The organism is Streptomyces sp. NPDC127084, assembly GCF_042724175.1.
GTDB lineage: Bacteria > Actinomycetota > Actinomycetes > Streptomycetales > Streptomycetaceae > Streptomyces.
The window spans coordinates 17,469-36,634 of sequence record NZ_JBHXFA010000067.1 but is presented as its reverse complement, the minus strand read 5'-3'; the positions used below and the strand labels follow the sequence as shown (position 1 = coordinate 36,634).

The 19,166-nt window shown below is 68.9% G+C and carries 16 protein-coding genes; 2 read left to right on the top strand and 14 right to left on the bottom strand.

The features are described 5' to 3' along the window. Nucleotides 1–41: 41 nt before the first annotated feature. From nuoN to ACFWI9_RS17510, 14 genes are all read right to left on the bottom strand, one after another. Nucleotides 42–1,691, bottom strand: a complete 1,650-nt coding sequence (gene nuoN / locus ACFWI9_RS17575) for an NADH-quinone oxidoreductase subunit NuoN (RefSeq protein WP_387162896.1) — start codon at nucleotides 1,689–1,691, stop codon at nucleotides 42–44. Continuing rightward, nucleotides 1,688–3,259 carry an NADH-quinone oxidoreductase subunit M gene (locus tag ACFWI9_RS17570; protein WP_387162894.1) on the bottom strand — a complete coding sequence of 524 codons (1,572 nt, stop codon included), beginning with the start codon at nucleotides 3,257–3,259 and terminating at the stop codon, nucleotides 1,688–1,690. The genes nuoN and ACFWI9_RS17570 overlap by 4 nt, the downstream gene beginning before the upstream one ends. A 5-nt stretch (nucleotides 3,260–3,264) precedes the next feature. Then, nucleotides 3,265–5,169, bottom strand: a complete 1,905-nt coding sequence (gene nuoL, locus ACFWI9_RS17565; RefSeq protein ID WP_387162892.1) for an NADH-quinone oxidoreductase subunit L — start codon at nucleotides 5,167–5,169, stop codon at nucleotides 3,265–3,267. A 14-nt stretch (nucleotides 5,170–5,183) separates the two neighbouring features. Then, nucleotides 5,184–5,483 carry an NADH-quinone oxidoreductase subunit NuoK gene (gene nuoK, locus ACFWI9_RS17560; protein WP_338677328.1) on the bottom strand — a complete coding sequence of 100 codons (300 nt, stop codon included), beginning with the start codon at nucleotides 5,481–5,483 and terminating at the stop codon, nucleotides 5,184–5,186. Beyond that, a complete protein-coding gene (locus ACFWI9_RS17555; RefSeq protein WP_387162890.1) occupies nucleotides 5,480–6,388 on the bottom strand; it encodes an NADH-quinone oxidoreductase subunit J in 909 nt (302 codons plus the stop codon). The genes nuoK and ACFWI9_RS17555 overlap by 4 nt, the downstream gene beginning before the upstream one ends. Further along, nucleotides 6,385–7,023, bottom strand: a complete 639-nt coding sequence (gene nuoI / locus ACFWI9_RS17550; protein ID WP_387162889.1) for an NADH-quinone oxidoreductase subunit NuoI — start codon at nucleotides 7,021–7,023, stop codon at nucleotides 6,385–6,387. Before nuoI ends, ACFWI9_RS17555 begins: the two co-directional genes overlap by 4 nt. Next, nucleotides 7,016–8,359 carry an NADH-quinone oxidoreductase subunit NuoH gene (gene nuoH / locus ACFWI9_RS17545; RefSeq protein ID WP_387162906.1) on the bottom strand — a complete coding sequence of 448 codons (1,344 nt, stop codon included), beginning with the start codon at nucleotides 8,357–8,359 and terminating at the stop codon, nucleotides 7,016–7,018. Before nuoH ends, nuoI begins: the two co-directional genes overlap by 8 nt. Before the next feature lie 32 nt (nucleotides 8,360–8,391). Continuing rightward, the gene (locus ACFWI9_RS17540; protein ID WP_387162887.1) at nucleotides 8,392–10,923 is read right to left on the bottom strand and encodes an NADH-quinone oxidoreductase subunit G; all 2,532 of its coding nucleotides are present in this window, start codon (nucleotides 10,921–10,923) and stop codon (nucleotides 8,392–8,394) included. Then, nucleotides 10,920–12,284, bottom strand: a complete 1,365-nt coding sequence (gene nuoF / locus ACFWI9_RS17535) for an NADH-quinone oxidoreductase subunit NuoF (RefSeq protein WP_387162886.1) — start codon at nucleotides 12,282–12,284, stop codon at nucleotides 10,920–10,922. Before nuoF ends, ACFWI9_RS17540 begins: the two co-directional genes overlap by 4 nt. Beyond that, complete coding sequence (gene nuoE / locus ACFWI9_RS17530) at nucleotides 12,284–13,162, bottom strand: NADH-quinone oxidoreductase subunit NuoE (RefSeq protein WP_387162904.1); 879 nt, start codon at nucleotides 13,160–13,162, stop codon at nucleotides 12,284–12,286. The genes nuoF and nuoE overlap by 1 nt, the downstream gene beginning before the upstream one ends. A gap of 17 nt (nucleotides 13,163–13,179) precedes the next feature. After that, nucleotides 13,180–14,556: an NADH-quinone oxidoreductase subunit D gene (locus ACFWI9_RS17525; RefSeq protein ID WP_387162885.1), complete on the bottom strand. Its 1,377-nt coding sequence runs from the start codon at nucleotides 14,554–14,556 to the stop codon at nucleotides 13,180–13,182. Continuing rightward, nucleotides 14,553–15,293 (bottom strand): NADH-quinone oxidoreductase subunit C, encoded by a 741-nt coding sequence (locus ACFWI9_RS17520; protein WP_387162884.1) that lies wholly within the window; start codon nucleotides 15,291–15,293, stop codon nucleotides 14,553–14,555. Before ACFWI9_RS17520 ends, ACFWI9_RS17525 begins: the two co-directional genes overlap by 4 nt. A gap of 91 nt (nucleotides 15,294–15,384) precedes the next feature. Then, nucleotides 15,385–15,939: a NuoB/complex I 20 kDa subunit family protein gene (locus tag ACFWI9_RS17515; RefSeq protein ID WP_387162883.1), complete on the bottom strand. Its 555-nt coding sequence runs from the start codon at nucleotides 15,937–15,939 to the stop codon at nucleotides 15,385–15,387. A 19-nt stretch (nucleotides 15,940–15,958) separates the two neighbouring features. After that, nucleotides 15,959–16,318 (bottom strand): NADH-quinone oxidoreductase subunit A, encoded by a 360-nt coding sequence (locus ACFWI9_RS17510; protein WP_387162881.1) that lies wholly within the window; start codon nucleotides 16,316–16,318, stop codon nucleotides 15,959–15,961. A gap of 723 nt (nucleotides 16,319–17,041) precedes the next feature. On the opposite strand from ACFWI9_RS17510, the gene ACFWI9_RS17505 reads away from it, so the two are divergent. Together ACFWI9_RS17505 and ACFWI9_RS17500 are read left to right on the top strand one after the other, a co-directional pair. Next, nucleotides 17,042–17,842, top strand: a complete 801-nt coding sequence (locus ACFWI9_RS17505) for a C40 family peptidase (RefSeq protein ID WP_387162880.1) — start codon at nucleotides 17,042–17,044, stop codon at nucleotides 17,840–17,842. Nucleotides 17,843–18,117: 275 nt separating this feature from the next. Continuing rightward, nucleotides 18,118–18,858 (top strand): VOC family protein, encoded by a 741-nt coding sequence (locus ACFWI9_RS17500; RefSeq protein WP_387162879.1) that lies wholly within the window; start codon nucleotides 18,118–18,120, stop codon nucleotides 18,856–18,858. Nucleotides 18,859–19,166 lie beyond the last annotated feature (308 nt).

The window sequence follows — 19,166 nt, the reverse complement described above, 5'->3', positions numbered from 1 at the left end:
CGTAAGGGGCACCGGGGCCTCCGGTCCGAATCGGGTACCGGCTACCGGACGAACACGCTTGCCTGCCCGGCCAGATCCAGGAAGTACTGCGGCGCCACACCCAGCACCACCGTGACCGCGACACCCACCGCGATGGTGGTCATCGTCAGCGGCGACGGCACGGCCACCGTCGGCCCCTCGGGCTTCGGCTCGCTGAAGAACATCAGCACGATGACCCTGATGTAGAAGAACGCCGCGATCGCGGACGAGATCACACCCACCACGACCAGCACGCCCGCTCCGCCCTCCGCCGCCGCGCTGAAGACGGCGAACTTCCCGGAGAAGCCGGAGGTCAGCGGGATGCCCGCGAAGGCCAGCAGGAATAGCGCGAACACCGCGGCGACCAGCGGAGAGCGCCGTCCCAGCCCGGCCCACTTGGACAGATGGGTGGCCTCGCCCCCCGCGTCCCGCACCAGGGTGACGACCGCGAAAGCGCCGATCGTCACGAAGGAGTAGGCCACGAGGTAGAAGAGGACCGACGACACACCCTCGGGCGTGACCGCGATGACACCGGCGAGGATGAATCCGGCGTGTGCGATCGAGGAGTAGGCGAGCAGCCGCTTGATGTCGGTCTGGGTGATCGCGAGGATCGCGCCGCCGAGCATGGTGACGATGGCGATCGCCCACATCACCGGCCGCCAGTCCCAGCGCAGCCCCGGCAGCACCACATAGAGCAGCCGCAGCAGCGCTCCGAACGCGGCTACCTTGGTGGCAGCCGCCATGAAGCCGGTGACCGGGGTCGGTGCGCCCTGGTACACGTCCGGGGTCCACATATGGAACGGCACCGCGCCGACCTTGAACAGCAGGCCGACCAGGATCAGCGCGCCGCCGATCAGCAGCAGCGCGTCATTGCCCATGGTGGCGGCGAGCGCCGGGTCGATGGTCTTGACGGTGCCGTCGACCACGTCGGCGATCCTGGCGTACGACACCGAGCCCGCGTATCCGTACACGAGCGCGATACCGAAGAGCAGGAACGCCGACGAGAACGCTCCGAGCAGGAAGTACTTCATGGCCGCTTCCTGCGACAGGAGCCGCTTGCGGCGGGCCAGGGCGCACAGCAGGTAGAGCGGCAGCGAGAAGACCTCGAGCGCGATGAACAGGGTCAGCAGGTCGTTGGCCGCGGGGAAGACCAGCATTCCCGAGATCGCGAAGAGCGCCAGCGGGTAGACCTCGGTGGTGGTGAACCCGGCCTTGACCGCCGCCTTCTCGCCGTCGCCGCCCGGTACGGCGGCGGCTTGAGCGGCGAAGGAGTCGACATGGCTGCCGTGCGCCCGGGGATCGAGGCGCCGCTCGGCGAAGGTGAAGATCGCGACCAGCGAGGCCAGCAGGATCGTGCCCTGGAGGAACAGCGCGGGGCCGTCGACCGCGATGGCGCCCATCGCGGCGAGATGCGCCTTGGTGCTGCCGTATCCCCCGGCGGCGAGTCCGACCACCGCGGCGAACGCGGCGGCCAGCGCCACCACCGACAGGAAGACCTGTGCGGGATAGCGGGCCTTGCGCGGCACGAAGGCCTCGATCAGCACCCCCACGATCGCCGCGCCGACCACGATCAGAGTGGGTGCGAGCTGGGCGTACTCGATCTGCGGGGCCGGGATCCTGTCCAGCGGCTCGGCAGCGGTCGTCCACAGGCTGTGGACAGCAGTTGTGCTCACTTGGCCGCCTCCACCTCGGGCTGGGGGTCCTTCTGCTGTACGTCGGACATGGTGTGCTCCACGGCCGGATTCACGATCTTCGTCAGGGGCGCCGGGAAGAACCCGAGGAAAATCAGCAGCGCGATCAGCGGCGCGACCACCGCCAGCTCACGTGGCCGAAGATCCGGCATCGCCCGGACCTCCTCCTTCACCGGACCCGTCATCGTCCGCTGGTAGAGCACCAGGGTGTAGAGCGCTGCGAGCACGATGCCGAAGGTCGCGATGATGCCGGCCACCGGATACCGGGCGAAGGTGCCGACCAGGACCAGGAACTCGCTGACGAACGGCGCCAGACCGGGCAGGGACAGGGTGGCGAGCCCGCCGATGAGGAAGGTGCCGGCGAGCACCGGGGCCACCTTCTGCACTCCCCCGTAGTCGGCGATGAGCCGCGAACCGCGCCGCGAGATCAGGAAGCCGGCCACCAGCATCAGCGCGGCCGTCGAGAGCCCGTGGTTGACCATGTAGAGCGTGGCACCGGACTGGCCCTGGCTGGTCATCGCGAAGATGCCCATGATGATGAAGCCGAAGTGCGAGATCGAGGCGTAGGCGACCAACCGCTTGATATCGCGCTGGCCCACCGCGAGCAGCGCCCCGTAAATGATGCTGATCAGCGCCAGGGCCAGGATCACGGGGGTGGCCCACTTCGACGCCTCGGGGAAGAGACCGAGGCAGAAGCGCAGCATCGCGAAGGTGCCGACCTTGTCGACGACCGCCGTGATCAGCACGGCCACCGGAGCGGTCGACTCCCCCATGGCGTTGGGCAGCCAGGTGTGCAGCGGCCACAGCGGCGCCTTCACCGCGAAGGCGAAGAAGAAGCCGAGGAACAGCAGCCGCTCGACGTTGGTGGACATCTCCAGGTCGCCGGCGGCTCGCGCTTCGGCGATCTCCGTCAACGAGAAGTTGCCGGCGACGACATAGAGCCCGATCACCGCGGCCAGCATGATCAGCCCGCCGACCAGGTTGTAGAGCAGGAACTTCACGGCGGCGTACGAGCGCTGGGCCGCCGCGTTCTCGTCACTGCCCGCGTGAGCCCGGTCCCCGAAGCCGCCGATGAGGAAGTACATCGGGATCAGCATGGCTTCGAAGAGGATGTAGAAGAGGAAGACGTCGGTGGCCTCGAAGGAGAGGATCACCATCGCCTCGACCGAGAGGATCAGGGCGAAGAAGCCCTGGGTCGGGCGCCAGCGGGTGGACTTGGTCTCCAGGGGATCGGCGTCATGCCAGCCCGCCAGGATGATGAACGGGATGAGCACGGCGGTCAGCGCGATCAGCGCCACCGCGATCCCGTCCACCCCCAACTCGTATCGCACCCCGAAGTCCTTGATCCAGGAATGGGATTCGGTGAGCTGGTACCGGTCGCCGCCGGGTTCGAAGCGGACGGCGATGATCCCGGCGAGCACGAGGGTGCCGAGTGAGACGACCAGCGCCAGCCACTTGGCGGCGGTCTTGCGCCCGGCTGGGACGGCCGCGGTCGCGATGGCGCCGACCGCGGGCAGGGCGGCTGCTGCTGTAAGGAGCGGGAAGGACATGACAGTTACACCGACCTCATCAGCAGGGTCGCGGCGATCAGCACCGCCGTACCTCCGAACATCGAGACCGCGTAGGTGCGGGCGTAGCCGTTCTGCAGCTTGCGCAGCCGGCCCGAGAGTCCTCCGAACGACGCCGCCGTGCCGTTGACCACCCCGTCGACCAGGGTGTGGTCCACGTACACCAGCGACCGGGTGAGGTGCTCGCCGCCGCGGACCAGGACCACATGGTTGAAGTCGTCCTGGAGGAGGTCCCGGCGGGCGGCCCTGGTGAGCAGCGAGCCGCGCGGGGCCGTCACCGGCACCGGGCGCCGTCCGTACTGGGCGTAGGCGAGCCCCACACCGAGGAGCATCACCGCGACGGTGCTGATCGTGACGGTGCCGGCGCTGATCGGCGGGTGGCCGTGCTCGAAGCCGGTCACCGGCTCAAGCCACTTGACGAACGACTCGTGGAAGGAGAACAGACCGCCCGCGAAGACCGATCCGAAGGCCAGCACGATCATCGGGGCGGTCATGGTGCGCGGCGACTCGTGCGGATGCGGGAGTTCGCCGTTCTCGTCGGGCTGCCAGCGCTTCTCGCCGAAGAAGGTCATCAGCATCACGCGCGTCATGTAGAACGCGGTGATCCCCGCGCCCAGCAGGGCCGCGCCGCCGAGGATCCAGCCCTCGGTGCCGCCCTTGGCGAAGGCCGCCTCGATGATCTTGTCCTTGGAGAAGAAGCCGGACAGGCCGGGGAAGCCGATGATGGCGAGATAGCCGAGGCCGAAGGTGACGAAGGTGATCGGCATGTACTTCCGCAGACCACCGAACTTCCGCATGTCGACTTCGTCGTTCATGCCGTGCATGACCGAGCCCGCGCCGAGGAAGAGCCCCGCCTTGAAGAAGCCGTGGGTCACCAGGTGCATGATCGCGAAGACGTAGCCGATCGGGCCGAGGCCCGCCGCCAGGATCATGTAGCCGATCTGCGACATCGTCGAACCGGCCAGCGCCTTCTTGATGTCGTCCTTCGCGCAACCGACGATCGCACCGAAGAGCAGCGTGACGGCGCCGACGGTCACCACCGCGAGCTGGGCGGTGGGGGCGGCGTCGAAGATGTCGCCGGAGCGGGTGATCAGGTACACGCCGGCGGTGACCATCGTCGCCGCGTGGATCAGGGCCGAGACCGGGGTCGGGCCCTCCATCGCGTCCCCGAGCCAGGACTGGAGCGGCACCTGGGCGGACTTGCCGCAGGCGGCGAGCAGCAGGAGCAGCCCGAGTGCGGTCAGAGTGCCTTCGGACGCCTTGCCCGTGGAGCCCAGCACCGGCCCGAAGGCGAAGGTCCCGAAGGTGGTGAACATCAGCATGATGGCGATGGACAGGCCCATGTCGCCGACCCTGTTGACCAGGAAGGCCTTCTTGGCCGCCGTGGCCGCGCTGGGCTTGTGCTGCCAGAAGCCGATCAGCAGGTAGGAGGCGAGACCGACGCCCTCCCAGCCGACGTACAGCAGCAGGTAGTTGTCGGCGAGCACCAGCAGGAGCATCGCCGCGAGGAACAGGTTGAGGTAGCCGAAGAAACGGCGCCGGCGCTCGTCGTGCTCCATGTACCCGACCGAGTACAGATGGATGAGCGAGCCGACCCCGGTGATCAGCAGGACGAAGGTCATCGAAAGCTGGTCGAGTTGGAAGGCCACGTCGGCCTGGAAGCCCTCGACCGGGATCCAGGTGTACAGATGCTGGGTCAGGGTGCGGTCGTCGCCGGGCCGGCCCAGCATGTCGGCGAACAGCACCACGCCGACGACGAATGAGGCGGCGGCCAGTGCCGTGCCGATCCAGTGCCCGGTGCGGTCGAGCCGGCGTCCGCCGAGCAGCAGCACGGCCCCGCCGAGCAGGGGCGCTGCGATCAGCAGCGCGATCAGGTTCTCTGCGTAGTCCACGAGTCTGCGACCCCTTACAGCTTCATCAGGCTGGCGTCGTCGACCGAGGCCGAGTGGCGGGAACGGAACAGCAGCACGATGATCGCCAGCCCGACCACGACCTCGGCGGCGGCGACGACCATCGTGAAGAACGCGATGATCTGGCCGTCGAGATTGCCGTGCATCCGGGAGAAGGCGACGAACGCGAGGTTGCAGGCGTTGAGCATCAGCTCGACGCACATGAAGACCACGATCGCGTTCCGCCTGATCAGCACACCCGCGGCACCGATGGTGAACAGCAATGAGGCGAGATAGATGTAGTTGACCGGATTCACCGCTTGGCCTCCTCTCCGTCACGTCGGCCGTCGCGCTGTCCGCCGCGCTCGCTTTCCGGGCGTCGTACATCGCGGTCGTGCTCGCCCCGGGCCCGCTCGTCCAGGAAGCGGCCGAGGCGCTCCTCGGAGCGCTGCTCCAGCGCCCTGAGGTCGTTGAGCGCCTCACCGGACACGTCCCGGATCTGACCGCGCGAGCGCAGGGTCTTGCTGACGCTGAGCTCCGACGGAGTGCCGTCCGGCAGCAGACCGGCGATATCCACCGCGTTGTGCCGGGCGTAGACACCGGGGGCCGGGAGCGGCGGCAGGTGCTTGCCCTCGCGGACACGCTGCGCGGCCAGCTCCCGCTGGGTGCTGGCCCGTTCGGTGCGCTCGCGGTGGGTGAGCACCATCGCGCCGACCGCCGCCGAGATCAGCAGCGCGCCGGTGATCTCGAAGGCGAACACGTACTTGGTGAAGATCAGGGCGGCGATGCCCTGGACATTGCCGCTCGCGTTGGCCTCACCGAGGCCGACGAAGGAGTCGGCGCCCAGCGCGGCGTTGGCGATCCCGGCGATGAGCAGCACACCGAAGCCGAGGCCGCAGGCGGCGGCCCACCAGCGCTGTCCCTTGATGGTCTCCTTCAGGGAGTCCGCCGCCGTCACACCGACCAGCATCACGACGAAGAGGAACAGCATCATGATCGCGCCGGTGTAGACGACGACCTGGACGATGCCGAGGAAGTACGCCCCGTTGGCCAGGTAGAACACCGCCAGGATGATCATGGTCCCGGCGAGGCAGAGCGCACTGTGGACGGCCTTTTTCATGAGGATGGTGCACAGCGCGCCGATCACGGCGACGGTGCCCAGCACCCAGAACTGCACGGCCTCCCCGGTGGAGGTGGCTGCGGCGAGAGTGGCGGCGTTCATACGTCGGCCCCCTCCGGCCGCTGCTCCTTCTCGGCGCCGCGCGACTCGCCCGCCTCGCCTGTCTCACCCTTGGAGACTGCGACCTGGCGCTCGGTGCCGGGAGCGGCCCCGGTGACCAGGCCCCGGTAGTAGTCCTGCTCGTCGGTGCCCGGGTAGATCTCGTGCGGGGAGTCGACCATGCCCGGCTCCAGGCCCGCGAGAAGCTGCTCCTTGGTGTAGATCAGGTTCTCTCGGGAGCTGTCGGCGAGCTCGAACTCGTTGGTCATGGTGAGCGCCCGGGTCGGGCAGGCCTCGATGCACAGCCCGCACAGAATGCAGCGTGCGTAGTTGATCTGGTAGACCCTGCCGTACCGCTCGCCCGGCGAGTACCGCTCCTCGTCGGTGTTGTCCGCCCCCTCCACATAGATGGCGTCGGCGGGACAGGCCCAGGCGCACAGCTCGCAGCCCACGCACTTCTCCAGCCCGTCCGGGTGCCGGTTGAGCTGGTGCCGGCCATGGAAGCGGGGCGCCGTCGTCTTCTGCTGCTCCGGATACTGCTCGGTCAGCCGCTTCTTGAACATGGCCTTGAAGGTCACGCCGAAGCCGGCGACCGGGTTCTGGAACGCGCCCTCGGAATCGCGGGATCGCTCAGACACCGTCAGCCTCCTTTCCGTCACGAGAACCGTCACTGTCAGTATTCGCGCCACCACTGACAATCAACTCGCGGTCGGTGCGCGAGCGCCTGCGGGGTACCGGCGGCAACTCCTGCCCGGGCAGGGGAGGCACCGGGAACCCGCCCGCCATCGGATCGAACGCGGCGGTCGCCGCGGCGGCTTCGGCCGCCTCCCGGCCGGACTGGTCCTTCTTGCCCCGGAACAGGTCGGCCAGGAAGGACAGCAGCAGTACGGCGAGTACGGCCGCGCCCACGTACAGCACGATCTGCGAGAAGTCCCGGCCTTCGTTGCGCAGCGCCCGTACGGTCGCGACGAGCATCAGCCAGACCACCGAGACCGGGATCAGCACCTTCCAGCCGAGCTTCATCAACTGGTCGTAGCGCACCCGCGGGAGGGTGCCGCGCAGCCAGATGAAGAAGAACAGCAGCAGCTGCACCTTGATGACGAACCAGAGCATCGGCCACCAGCCGTGGTTCGCGCCCTCCCAGAACGAGCTGATCGGGTAAGGGGCCCGCCATCCGCCGAGGAAGAGGGTCACGGAGACCGCCGAGACGGTGACCATGTTGACGTACTCGGCGAGCATGAACATCGCGAACTTGATGGACGAGTACTCGGTGTTGAAGCCGCCCACGAGGTCGCCTTCGGACTCCGGCATGTCGAACGGCGCCCGGTTGGTCTCACCGATCATCGTCACGATGTAGATGAGGAACGAGACCGGCAGCAGCAGGACGTACCAGCGGTCCGCCTGCGCCTCCACGATGGTCGACGTCGACATCGAACCGGAGTAGAGGAACACGGAGGCGAAGGCCGCGCCCATGGCGATCTCGTAAGAGATCATCTGTGCGCACGAACGCAGGCCGCCGAGCAGCGGATACGTCGAGCCGGATGACCAGCCCGCCAGCACGATGCCGTAGATGCCGACCGAGGCCACCGCGAGGATGTACAGCATCGCGATCGGCAGATCGGTGAGCTGCATCGTGGTGCGCTGACCGAGGATCGAGATCTCGTCGTTCGCCGGGCCGAAGGGGATCACCGCGATCGCCATGAACGCCGGGATGGCGGCGACGATCGGCGCGAGGACGTAGACGACCTTGTCCGCGCGCTTGACGATCAGGTCCTCCTTGAGCATCAGCTTCACACCGTCCGCCAGGGACTGGAGCATGCCCCAGGGGCCGTGCCGGTTGGGCCCGATGCGCAGCTGCATCCAGGCGACGACCTTGCGCTCCCAGACAATGGAGAAGAGGACCGTCAGCATCAGGAACGCGAAGCAGAAGACGGCCTTGATGACGACGAGCCACCAGGGGTCCCGTCCGAACATCGAGAGGTCCTCGGCCGCGAGGAGGGTCGGGTTCACGCACGCACCTCCGGTACGTCGTCGCCTGCGGCGGGGCCGCCATGTGCGTCGCCGGGGCCGATACGGACCAGCCGGCCGGGCACCGCGCCCGTGTCACCGAGCACCCCGCCGCCGGTCGAGTTGAGCGGGAGCCAGACCACCCGGTCGGGCATCGCGGTCACTTGGAGCGGCAGCCGTACGGACCCGGCGGGTCCGGTGACGGACAGCAGATCGCCGTCCTTGACCCCGGTCTCGGCCGCGGTGGCGGCGGAGAGGCGGGCCACGGCGGCGTGCCGGGTGCCCGCCAGTGCCTCGTCGCCCTGCTGGAGCAGACCCTGGTCGAGCAGCATCCGGTGGCCCGCGAGGAGCGCCTCGCCGTCGCCGGGACGGGGCAGCGGCCGGGCCGACTCGACGGGCTCGGATGCCCGGGGGCCGTTCCAGGCGCCGAGCCGGTCCATCTCCCGTCGCACCGACCGCAGATCAGGCAGCCCGAAGTGCACGTCGAGCGCGTCGGCGAGCATATGCAGCACCCTGGTGTCCGTCGGCGGTAGCGCGCGGGCCATCTGGTCGGGCTTGAGCGCCGCCTCGAACGGCCGTGCCCTGCCCTCCCAGTTGAGGAACGTGCCGGACTTCTCGACCACGGCGGCGACCGGGAAGACCACATCGGCCCGCGCGGTCACCTCCGACGGCCGCAGCTCAAGGGAGACCAGGAAGCCCACCGCGTCCAGCGCCTCACGCGCCCGCGCCGGCTCGGGCAGATCAGCCACCTCCACACCAGCGACGACCAGGGCTCCCAGCTCGCCGGTGGCCGCGGCCTCGACGATCTGGCCGGTATCTCGGCCGTAGCGGTGCGGGAGTTCGCGTACGCCCCAGACGGCCGCGGTCTCCTCACGGGCCCGCGGGTCGGTGGCGGGACGGCCGCCGGGCAGCAGCGACGGGATCGCGCCCGCCTCCACGGCGCCGCGCTCACCGGCCCGGCGCGGAATCCACACCAGTTGGGCGCCGGTGGCGGTGGCGGCCCTGAGCGCCGCGGTGAACGCGCCGGGCACCGCTGCCAGCCGCTCCCCCACCACGATCACGGCTCCGGGAGCGCGCAGCGCCTCGGCCGCCGCTGAGCCGTCGGCGTCCAGGCCGGTACCGGACGCCAGGGCGTTCAGCCACTCGGTCTCGGTGCCGGGCGCGGCGGGCAGCAGCACCCCGGACGCCTTCACCAGTCCACGGGTGGCGTGGGATGCGAGGGCGTAGGTGCGCTGGCCGTGCTTACGGGCCGCCTTGCGCAGCCGCAGGAAGACGCCGGGTGCCTCCTCCTCCGACTCGAAGCCCACGAGCAGTACCGCGGGCGCCTTCTCCAGCGAGGCGTAGGTGACTCCCCTGCGGTCCAGGACCAGGTCCCGGCCGCGCCCGGCCACCGACGAGGCCAGGAAGTCGGCCTCTTCGGACGAATGGAGCCGGGCCCGGAAGTCGATGTCGTTGGTGTCCAGGGCGACCCGGGCGAACTTGGCGTACGCGTAGGCGTCCTCGACGGTAAGCCGGCCACCGGTCAGCACGGCGGCCCGGCCGCGTACCGCCGCGAGCCCGGCGGCCGCGGCCTCGAGGGCCTCCGGCCAGCTCGCGGGCTCCAGCTCGCCGGTCTCCTTGCTGCGGACCAGCGGGGTGGTGAGCCGGTCGCGCTGCTGGGCGTAGCGGAAGGCGAAGCGCCCCTTGTCGCAGATCCACTCCTCGTTGACCTCGGGGTCGTCGGCCGCGAGCCGCCGCATGACCTTGCCGCGCCGGTGGTCGGTGCGGGTGGCGCAGCCGCCGGCGCAGTGCTCGCAGACCGACGGCGACGAGACCAGGTCGAAGGGGCGGGCGCGGAACCGGTACGCGGCCGAGGTCAGCGCGCCCACCGGGCAGATCTGGATGGTGTTTCCGGAGAAGTACGACTCGAAGGGGTCGCCTTCGCCGGTGCCGACCTGCTGGAGCGCGCCGCGTTCGAGCAGTTCGATCATCGGGTCGCCGGCGACCTGGTTGGAGAAGCGGGTGCAGCGTGCGCACAGCACACAGCGTTCGCGGTCGAGCAGCACCTGGGTGGAGATGTTGACCGGCTTCTCGTAGGTGCGCTTCCTGCCCTCGAACCTGGACTCGGCCTGCCCGTGGGACATGGCCTGGTTCTGGAGAGGGCACTCACCGCCCTTGTCGCAGACCGGGCAGTCGAGCGGGTGGTTGATCAGCAGCAGCTCCATCACACCCTGCTGCGCCTTCTCGGCGACGGGCGAGGTGAGCTGGGACCTGACGACCATGCCGTCGGTGCAGGTGATGGTGCAGGACGCCATCGGCTTGCGCTGGCCCTCGACCTCCACGATGCACTGCCGGCAGGCGCCGGCCGGGTCGAGCAGCGGGTGGTCGCAGAACCGGGGGATCTCGATCCCGAGCAGTTCGGCGGCGCGGATCACCAGGGTGCCCTTGGGCACGCTGATCTCGACGCCGTCGATGGTCAGGCTGACCAGGTCGTCGGGCGGGGGTGCGGTGTTGCCGCCGCCTGCGGACGCGGCGGACGTGGTGACGGTCATGCGGGCACCTCCAGGTCCCTGTCGGCCCAGGCCGTGGACTTCGCGGGGTCGAAGGGGCAGCCCCTGCCGCGGATGTGCTGCTCGTACTCGCCGCGGAAGTACTGGAGCGACGAGAAGATCGGCGAGGCGGCGCCGTCGCCGAGCGCGCAGAACGACTTTCCGTTGATGTTGTCGGCGATGTCGGCGAGCTTGTCGATGTCGCCCATGGAGCCCTTGCCCACTTCGATGTCCCGCAGCAGCTGGACCAGCCAGTACGTGCCCTCGCGGCACGGTGTGCACTTGCCGCAGGACTCATGGGCGTAGAACTCGGTCCAGCGGGTGACGGCCCGCACGACACAGGTCGTCTCGTCGAAGCACTGGAGTGCCTTGGTGCCGAGCATCGATCCGGCGGCGCCGACACCCTCGTAGTCGAGCGGGACGTCGAGGTGCTCGTCGGTGAACATCGGGGTGGACGAGCCGCCCGGGGTCCAGAACTTCAGCCGGTGGCCGGGGCGCATCCCGCCGCTCATGTCGAGAAGCTGGCGCAGGGTGATGCCGAGCGGCGCCTCGTACTGGCCGGGCGACGCCACATGGCCGCTGAGCGAGTAGAGCGTGAAGCCGGGGGACTTCTCGGTGCCCATCGAGCGGAACCAGTCCTTGCCCCGGTGCAGGATCGCGGGAACCGACGCGATGGACTCGACGTTGTTCACCACGGTGGGGCACGCGTACAGACCGGCGACCGCGGGGAAGGGGGGACGCAGCCGGGGCTGGCCGCGCCTGCCTTCCAGGGAGTCGAGGAGCGCGGTCTCCTCGCCGCAGATGTACGCGCCGGCGCCCGCGTGCACGGTGATGTCGAGGTCGAGCCCGCTGCCCAGGACGTTCCGGCCGGCGTAGCCCGCCTCGTAGGCCTCGCGCACGGCTTCGTGCAGCCTGCGCAGTACGGGGACGACCTCGCCGCGCAGATAGATGAAGGCGTGCGTGGAGCGGATCGCGTAGCAGGCGATCACGATGCCCTCGATGAGGGAGTGCGGGTTGGCGTAGAGCAGCGGGATGTCCTTGCAGGTCCCGGGCTCGGACTCGTCGGCGTTGACCACCAGGTAGTGCGGCTTGCCGTCGCCCTGCGGGATGAACTGCCACTTCATCCCGGTCGGGAAGCCCGCGCCGCCACGGCCGCGCAGACCGGAGTCCTTGATGTACGCGATGACGTCGTCCGGGGTCATCGCGAGGGCCTTGCGCAGCCCCTCGTAGCCGTCGTGGCGCCGGTAGGTGGCCAGGGTCCAGGACTCGGGGTCGTCCCAGAAGGCCGAAAGAACGGGTGCGAGCAGTTTCTCGGGGCTCGTCCCGCCACCGGCCTCAGGACCGTACTCGGTGGACACGGTCATCACTCCCCCTCCTTGGAGTCCCTGGAGTCGTCGGAGTCACTTGAGTCACCGGCGCCCTTGGAGCCCCCGGCGACCGGGCCCGCGGGGTGCGCGGGGTCCGAGGCGGACGTCTGCTGGGGTGCGTCATGCGAGCTGAGGTGCTCGGCGGAGCCGGCGTGCCCGGCGGGCGGCTCGTCCGATGGCGCCGACCCGCGCGGGTGGACCACCCGTGGCCGCACCGCCTCGCCCTTGGCCAGCCGCAGGCCTACCAGGGACGCCGGGCCCGCGGCGCCGCCCGCCTCGACGGCACCGGGGCGCTCGTCGGGGAAGCCGGCCAGGATGCGGGCCGTGTCCTTGAAGGTGCACAGCGGGGCGCCGCGGGTGGGTTCGACGGTCCGCCCGGCCCGCAGGTCGTCCACGAGCCCGCGCGCCGACTCCGGCGTCTGGTTGTCGAAGAACTCCCAGTTGACCATCACCACGGGCGCGAAGTCGCAGGCCGCGTTGCACTCGATGTGCTCAAGGGTGATCTTGCCGTCCTCGGTGGTGCCGCCGTTGCCGACGCCGAGGTGCTCCTTGAGCTCGTCGAAGATGGCGTCGCCGCCCATCACCGCGCACAGCGTGTTGGTGCACACCCCGACCTGGTAGTCGCCGGAGGGTTTGCGCCGGTACATGGTGTAGAAGGTGGCGACGGCGGTGACCTCCGCCGTGGTCAGGTCCAGCAGCTCCGCGCAGAACCGCATCCCGGTGCGGGTGACATGGCCCTCCTCCGACTGCACCAGGTGCAGCAGCGGGAGCAGCGCTGAGCGGCTGTCCGGGTAGCGGCCGATGATCGCCTTGGCGTCGGTCTCGAGCCGGGCCCGTACGTCGGCCGGGTAGTCGGGTGCGGGGAGCTGGGGCATCCCCAGGCTGACGTCTGTCACCGGTCGACACCTCCCATCACGGGGTCGATGGACGCGACGGCGACGATCACGTCGGCCACCTGGCCGCCCTCGCACATCGCCGCCATGGTCTGGAGATTGGTGAACGAGGGGTCCCTGAAGTGGACCCGGTAGGGGCGGGTGCCGCCGTCGGAGACCACATGGACGCCGAGTTCGCCCTTGGGCGACTCGACCGCCGAGTACGCCTGCCCGGCCGGGACCCGGAAACCCTCGGTGACCAGCTTGAAGTGGTGGATCAGGGCCTCCATCGAGGTGCCCATGATCTTCTTGATGTGGTCGAGGGAGTTGCCGAGTCCGTCGGGTCCGAGCGCGAGCTGCGCGGGCCAGGCGATCTTCTTGTCGGCGACCATGACCGGCCCCGGGGCGAGCCGGTCCAGGCACTGCTCGACGATCCGCAGCGACTGGCGCATCTCCTCCAGGCGGATGAGGAAGCGGCCGTACGAGTCGCAGGTCTCGGCCGTCGGCACGTCGAACTCGTAGTTCTCGTAACCGCAGTACGGGTCGGACTTGCGCAGGTCGTGCGGCAGGCCGGTGGCACGCAGGATCGGGCCGGTCGCGCCGAGCGCCATGCAGCCGGTGAGGTCGAGATGGCCGACGCCCTGCATCCGGGCCTTGAAGATCGGGTTCCCGGTCGCGAGCTTGTCGTACTCCGGGAGGTTCTTCTTCATCTTCTTCACGAACTCGCGGATCTGGTCCACGGCGCCCGGGGGCAGGTCCTGGGCCAGTCCGCCGGGGCGGATGTACGCGTGGTTCATCCGCAGGCCGGTGATGAGCTCGTAGATGTCGAGAATGAGTTCACGATCACGGAATCCGTAGATCATGATCGTGGTGGCGCCGAGCTCCATACCGCCGGTGGCGATGCACACCAGGTGGGAGGAGAGCCGGTTGAGCTCCATGAGGAGCACCCGGATGACGGAGGCACGGTCCGGGATCTGGTCCTCGATGCCGAGCAGCTTCTCGACCGCGAGGCAGTACGCCGTTTCGTTGAAGAACGGCGTCAGATAGTCCATGCGCGTGACGAAGGTGGTGCCCTGCGTCCAGGTGCGGTATTCGAGGTTCTTCTCGATACCGGTGTGGAGGTAGCCGATGCCGCAGCGGGCCTCGGTGACGGTCTCGCCGTCGATCTCCAGGATCAGGCGGAGCACTCCGTGGGTGGACGGGTGCTGGGGGCCCATGTTGACGACGATGCGCTCGTCGTCGGCCTTGGCCGCGCTCTGGGCGATCTCGTCCCAGTCGCCACCGGTGACCGTGTAGACGGTCCCTTCGGTGGTCTCGCGTGCCGACGAAAGGGGCGTCCCGGCGGGACCCGGTGAGGGGTGGTGGCCGGGTGACGGGTGGGCGGACGGTGTTGTCACGAGTACGACCTCCGCTGGTCCGGAGCCGGGATCTGGGCGCCCTTGTACTCGACGGGGATGCCGCCGAGTGGGTAGTCCTTGCGCTGCGGGAAGCCCTGCCAGTCGTCCGGCATCATGATCCGGGTGAGGGCCGGGTGGCCGTCGAAGACCAGACCGAAGAAGTCGTAGGTCTCGCGCTCATGCCAGTCGTTGGTCGGATAGACCCCGACGAGCGACGGGATGCGGGGGTCCGCGTCCGGTGCCGTGACCTCCAGCCGGATCAGCCGTCCATGGGTGAGCGAGCGCAGGTGGTAGACGGCGTGCAGCTCGCGGCCCTTGTCGCCCGGGTAGTGCACCCCGCTCACCCCTGTGCACAGCTCGAAGCGCAGCGCCGGGTCGTCGCGCAGGGTCCGTGCGACGCGGACGAGGTGCTCGCGGGCGACATGGAAGGTGAGCTCGTCCCGGTCGATCACGGTCTTCTCGATCGCGTGCTCGGGCAGGAGGTCCTGTTCCTCCAGGGCCCCTTCGAGCTCGTCGGCCACCTCGTCGAACCAACCGCCGTACGGGCGGGTGGCCGCCCCAGGCAGCCGCACGGAGCGTACGAGCCCGCCGTAGCCGGAGGTGTCGCCGCCGCCCCGGGCACCGAACATCCCCTGCTGGACGCGGATCTCCTCACCGTGCTCACCGCGCTGGCCCGGCAGGTTCTGCTCGGAGATCTCCTTCTCCGGGTTGGGCTGGTCGTCGCGCGCCTCGCTCATCGCTGCATCCCCTTGGTCGCTTCTCCGACCGCGCGGCGCAGGCGGGCGGCTTCCGTCGTCACCTGCGGCCCGGCGGCCGCGCGTGCGTCGATCACCGAAGAAGCCCCTTCATCTCGATCGTGGGCAGCGCCTTGAGGGCCGCTTCCTCCGCCTCCCGGGCCGCCTCCTTGGCGTTCACCCCGAGCTTGGAGTTCTGGATCTTGTGGTGGAGCTTGAGGATCGCGTCCATCAGCATCTCCGGCCGCGGAGGGCAGCCGGGCAAATAGATGTCAACCGGCACAATATGATCAACGCCCTGCACAATCGCGTAATTGTTGAACATTCCGCCTGATGATGCGCAAACCCCCATGGAGATCACCCACTTGGGATTGGGCATCTGGTCATAGACCTGACGCAGAACGGGAGCCATCTTCTGACTCACCCGCCCGGCGACGATCATCAGATCCGCCTGCCGCGGAGAGCCGCGGAAGACCTCCATGCCGAAGCGGGCGAGGTCGTACCGCCCGGCGCCGGTCGTCATCATCTCGATGGCGCAGCAGGCGAGGCCGAAGGTGGCGGGGAAGACGGACGCCTTGCGCACCCAGCCCGCGGCCTGTTCGACGGTGGTGAGCAGAAAGCCGCTCGGAAGCTTCTCTTCGAGTCCCATGAGTGTGCCCCTCAGCCCCTCAGTCCCATTCCAGGCCGCCGCGCCGCCAGACGTACGCGTAGGCGACGAAGACGGTGAGCACGAAGAGCAGCATCTCCACGAGCCCGAAGATCCCCAGCGCGTCGAAGCTGACGGCCCAGGGATAGAGGAAGACGATCTCGATATCGAAGATGATGAAGAGCATCGCCGTCAGGTAGTACTTGATCGGGAAGCGGCCCCCTCCGGCCGGCGTCGGCGTGGGCTCGATGCCGCATTCATAGGCTTCGAGCTTCGCGCGGTTGTAGCGCCTCGGGCCGACAAGCGTGGCCATGACCACGGAGAAGATCGCAAAGCCTGCCCCTAGGGCGCCGAGCACAAGGATGGGCGCGTAGGCATTCACGCTCCTCGCTCCTTCCAGTCGTCTTTGACCGTTGGACCGCACCGGGCTCCGCTTGGCCGCCTCGGAAGATCGTGTGTATGTGAGGCAGTTCACAAGCCCGACTGCTCCGCATCCTATGCCCGCCGGTCTGTGATCTGCGACACGGGGTACGACAACGACTTTGTGATCTCCACCACCTGACGAAGGATCATGAACACGGATGAGCGGTGATCTTGCACATCAAGCGCACGAGCGACTACAAGAGGTCACCTTTTGGAGCGTTACCGCTGGTCAGGAGCTCGCTGGCAATACCAGCAGCAGTGCGGGCAGGCAAATTCGCGGGCCACTGGAGTGGGTGATAGAGGGGCCCGTCACTCACGCGGGGGACGAGATGGACAGGGGTGGACGTGTGCACCCGTTCACGAGCACCCGGCCTTCCGGGCGGGAGCGGGCCCGAGGGGGCGGCGGGCGGCACGAAACGGTAATCATCCTGTGACCTGTGCCACTCGCGATCACCCCGGGGAATTCAGGGCTTGGCCATCGGTGTGAAGGGGTGGTAAGCGAGGGGCAATCCGGACCTTTTACTGAAAGCCCATGATCACAGCCCTGATCATGGGCGCCCGTTTTGTCCGTTACGGCGTCAATAAGGGTCTCGCGTAAGCGGATTACGAGATTCCGAACGTAACTGTGGCGCAACACACGTTTCTTGAAGGGAACCGGGCGTGGCTGATACCGGTTGTCCCTATGTCCCACACCGCTCACATACGAAGCCACCGGAAGCCCCGTCCGCAGAGCGCCTCCAAGCTCGCGCTGCGGGCCGGAGTTGCCGGTGGCGTCCTCAGCACCATCGCGGTGGCCGGTAGTGCCGGGCCGGCGAACGCCGAGCCGGTGACCGAGACCATCGAGATGCCCGCACTCACCCTGGAGACCCCGGCGCTCGCCACCGCGATCGCCCGCTCCGCCGAGGCCAGCCAGCTCGCCGCCCTGGACGCAGAGTTGCAGACCCAGGAGAACGCGGCAGCCGTGAAGGCCGCCAAGGCGGCCAAGAAGGCGAAGGCCGAGGCCGTCCGCAAGGCCGAGGCCGAGAAGAAGGCCGAGGAGGCCGCTCGCGCCGAGTCCCGCGCCTCCCGCAGCTCCGAGCGCACCACGCTCTCCGCGTCCGCGTCGAAGAGCGACGTCTCCGCCCCTTCCGGTTCGGTCGGGACGGTCATCTCCTTCCTGAAGGCCCAGCTCGGCGACGCCTACGTCATGGGCGCCACCGGCCCCAACGCCTGGGACTGCTCCAGCCTCGTCCAGGCCGCCTTCCGCCAGGTCGGCGTGGACCTCCCCCGGGTCTCCCAGGACCAGTCGACGGCCGGAACCCAGGTCTCCCTGGACAACCTCCAGGTCGGCGACATCCTCTACTGGGGCGGCGCGGGCTCCGCGTACCACACCGGCGTCTACATCGGCGACGGCCAGTACCTCGACGCCGCAAACCCCGGCAAGGGCGTCGTCATCCAGGACCTCTCCGGCTACCCGGCGAGCGGCGCGGTGCGCGTGCTCTGAGGCTGACTGCCTGACGCTTGGCCGCAAACATGCCGGATCGGACAATCCAGCACATAGCGCAACAGCCGGGGCTGCGACTCCCCTTCAGGGAGCCGTGACCCCGGCTTCGCGCGCCCGCTCCGTCGCGTCGGTCAATCCCTGGCAGCGATTCGGCGAAGCGGATTGAATCACCGCCATCCCACGCAAAGCGGCATCGCGGCTCTTGCGACCCCGCATAAGCGGGGTGGTTCGCACCTATCGGATATCGCGCTGCCGTGGTGCATAGGATCCCCCGCATGGCGCTGCGACCTGTTCACGTGAACATCAAGGCTCTCGATGCTCCGACGATCGGCCTGTTCTGGGCGGAGGCCCTCGGCTGGAGTGCCTACAACCCCGGTGTGACCACATACGTCGGACCCGCCGGCGGCCTCGTCTGGCCGGACCCGGTCGGCGTCGGCGTCAATGTGGTTCCCGTCCCGGAGCCCAAGACGACGGCGAAGAACCGTGTGCACCTCGATCTCGCCACCACCTCTGCGGCCCATCAGGCGGAGTTGGTCGCGCGACTCCGGGCCATCGGCGCCGAGCCGGCCCACGTGGGACAGGGCGAAGTGCCGTGGACAGTCCTCGCCGATCCCGAGGGCAACGAGTTCTGTGTGCTCGAACCACGGGAGATCTACCGGGACACGGGGCCGATCGCCGCGGTGGTGGTCGACTGCGCGGATCCGCGGGCGATGGCACGGTTCTGGGGCGAGGCTTTGGACTGGACCCTGCACGAGGTGGCAGACAATCGTGCGGTGCTGCGCTCCGGGGAGGGTGCCGGCCCGTATCTCGAGTTCCTCCGCACGCCTGACGTGAAGACCGTGCCGGACCGCGTCCATCTCGACCTGCTGCCGTACCCGGGCGACGACAAGGCAGCGGAGGTGGCCCGGCTGCGGGCCCTCGGCGCCACCGACCTCGACCTCGGGCAGGGCGACGTCCCGTGGACGTGCCTGGCCGACCCGGAGGAGCACGAGTTCTGCGTCCTCGCCCCGTCCTGACCCGGGACGAGGCGCCAACCGCCGCAGACGACGGCGATCAGTGCGCGCGGAGGACGGTGCGGAGAGCAGGGCCCGGCTGAAACGCAACGGTCCGGAGTGGACCGTCCGGGCACCGTGACGGCTTTGTCCCGGGTCCGTGACACCGGGCCGTCCCCTGCTGCGCCCGGACGCGGCCGTTGCTACGTTCCCGGTCCGGAGTGGGGGGGGGGGGGGCCCCCCCACGGGGGGGGTGAGAACATTTAAATAACAGCCCACCCCCCCCCCCGGGGATATATAACAAAAAAACCAGCCCCCCAATATAGGATTTG

What these genes read in the sequence shown, in the direction of transcription:
- ACFWI9_RS17515 (WP_387162883.1), bottom strand. Translation starts at nt 15,939, where the DNA reads ATGGGACTCGAAGAGAAGCTTCCGAGCGGCTTTCTGCTCACCACCGTC.
- ACFWI9_RS17500 (WP_387162879.1), top strand. Translation starts at nt 18,118, where the DNA reads ATGGCGCTGCGACCTGTTCACGTGAACATCAAGGCTCTCGATGCTCCG.
- ACFWI9_RS17570 (WP_387162894.1), bottom strand. Translation starts at nt 3,259, where the DNA reads ATGTCCTTCCCGCTCCTTACAGCAGCAGCCGCCCTGCCCGCGGTCGGC.
- nuoF (WP_387162886.1), bottom strand. Translation starts at nt 12,284, where the DNA reads ATGACCGTGTCCACCGAGTACGGTCCTGAGGCCGGTGGCGGGACGAGC.
- ACFWI9_RS17555 (WP_387162890.1), bottom strand. Translation starts at nt 6,388, where the DNA reads ATGAACGCCGCCACTCTCGCCGCAGCCACCTCCACCGGGGAGGCCGTG.
- nuoE (WP_387162904.1), bottom strand. Translation starts at nt 13,162, where the DNA reads ATGCCCCAGCTCCCCGCACCCGACTACCCGGCCGACGTACGGGCCCGG.
- ACFWI9_RS17540 (WP_387162887.1), bottom strand. Translation starts at nt 10,923, where the DNA reads ATGACCGTCACCACGTCCGCCGCGTCCGCAGGCGGCGGCAACACCGCA.
- ACFWI9_RS17520 (WP_387162884.1), bottom strand. Translation starts at nt 15,293, where the DNA reads ATGAGCGAGGCGCGCGACGACCAGCCCAACCCGGAGAAGGAGATCTCC.
- ACFWI9_RS17505 (WP_387162880.1), top strand. Translation starts at nt 17,042, where the DNA reads ATGTCCCACACCGCTCACATACGAAGCCACCGGAAGCCCCGTCCGCAG.
- nuoH (WP_387162906.1), bottom strand. Translation starts at nt 8,359, where the DNA reads ATGTTCGGACGGGACCCCTGGTGGCTCGTCGTCATCAAGGCCGTCTTC.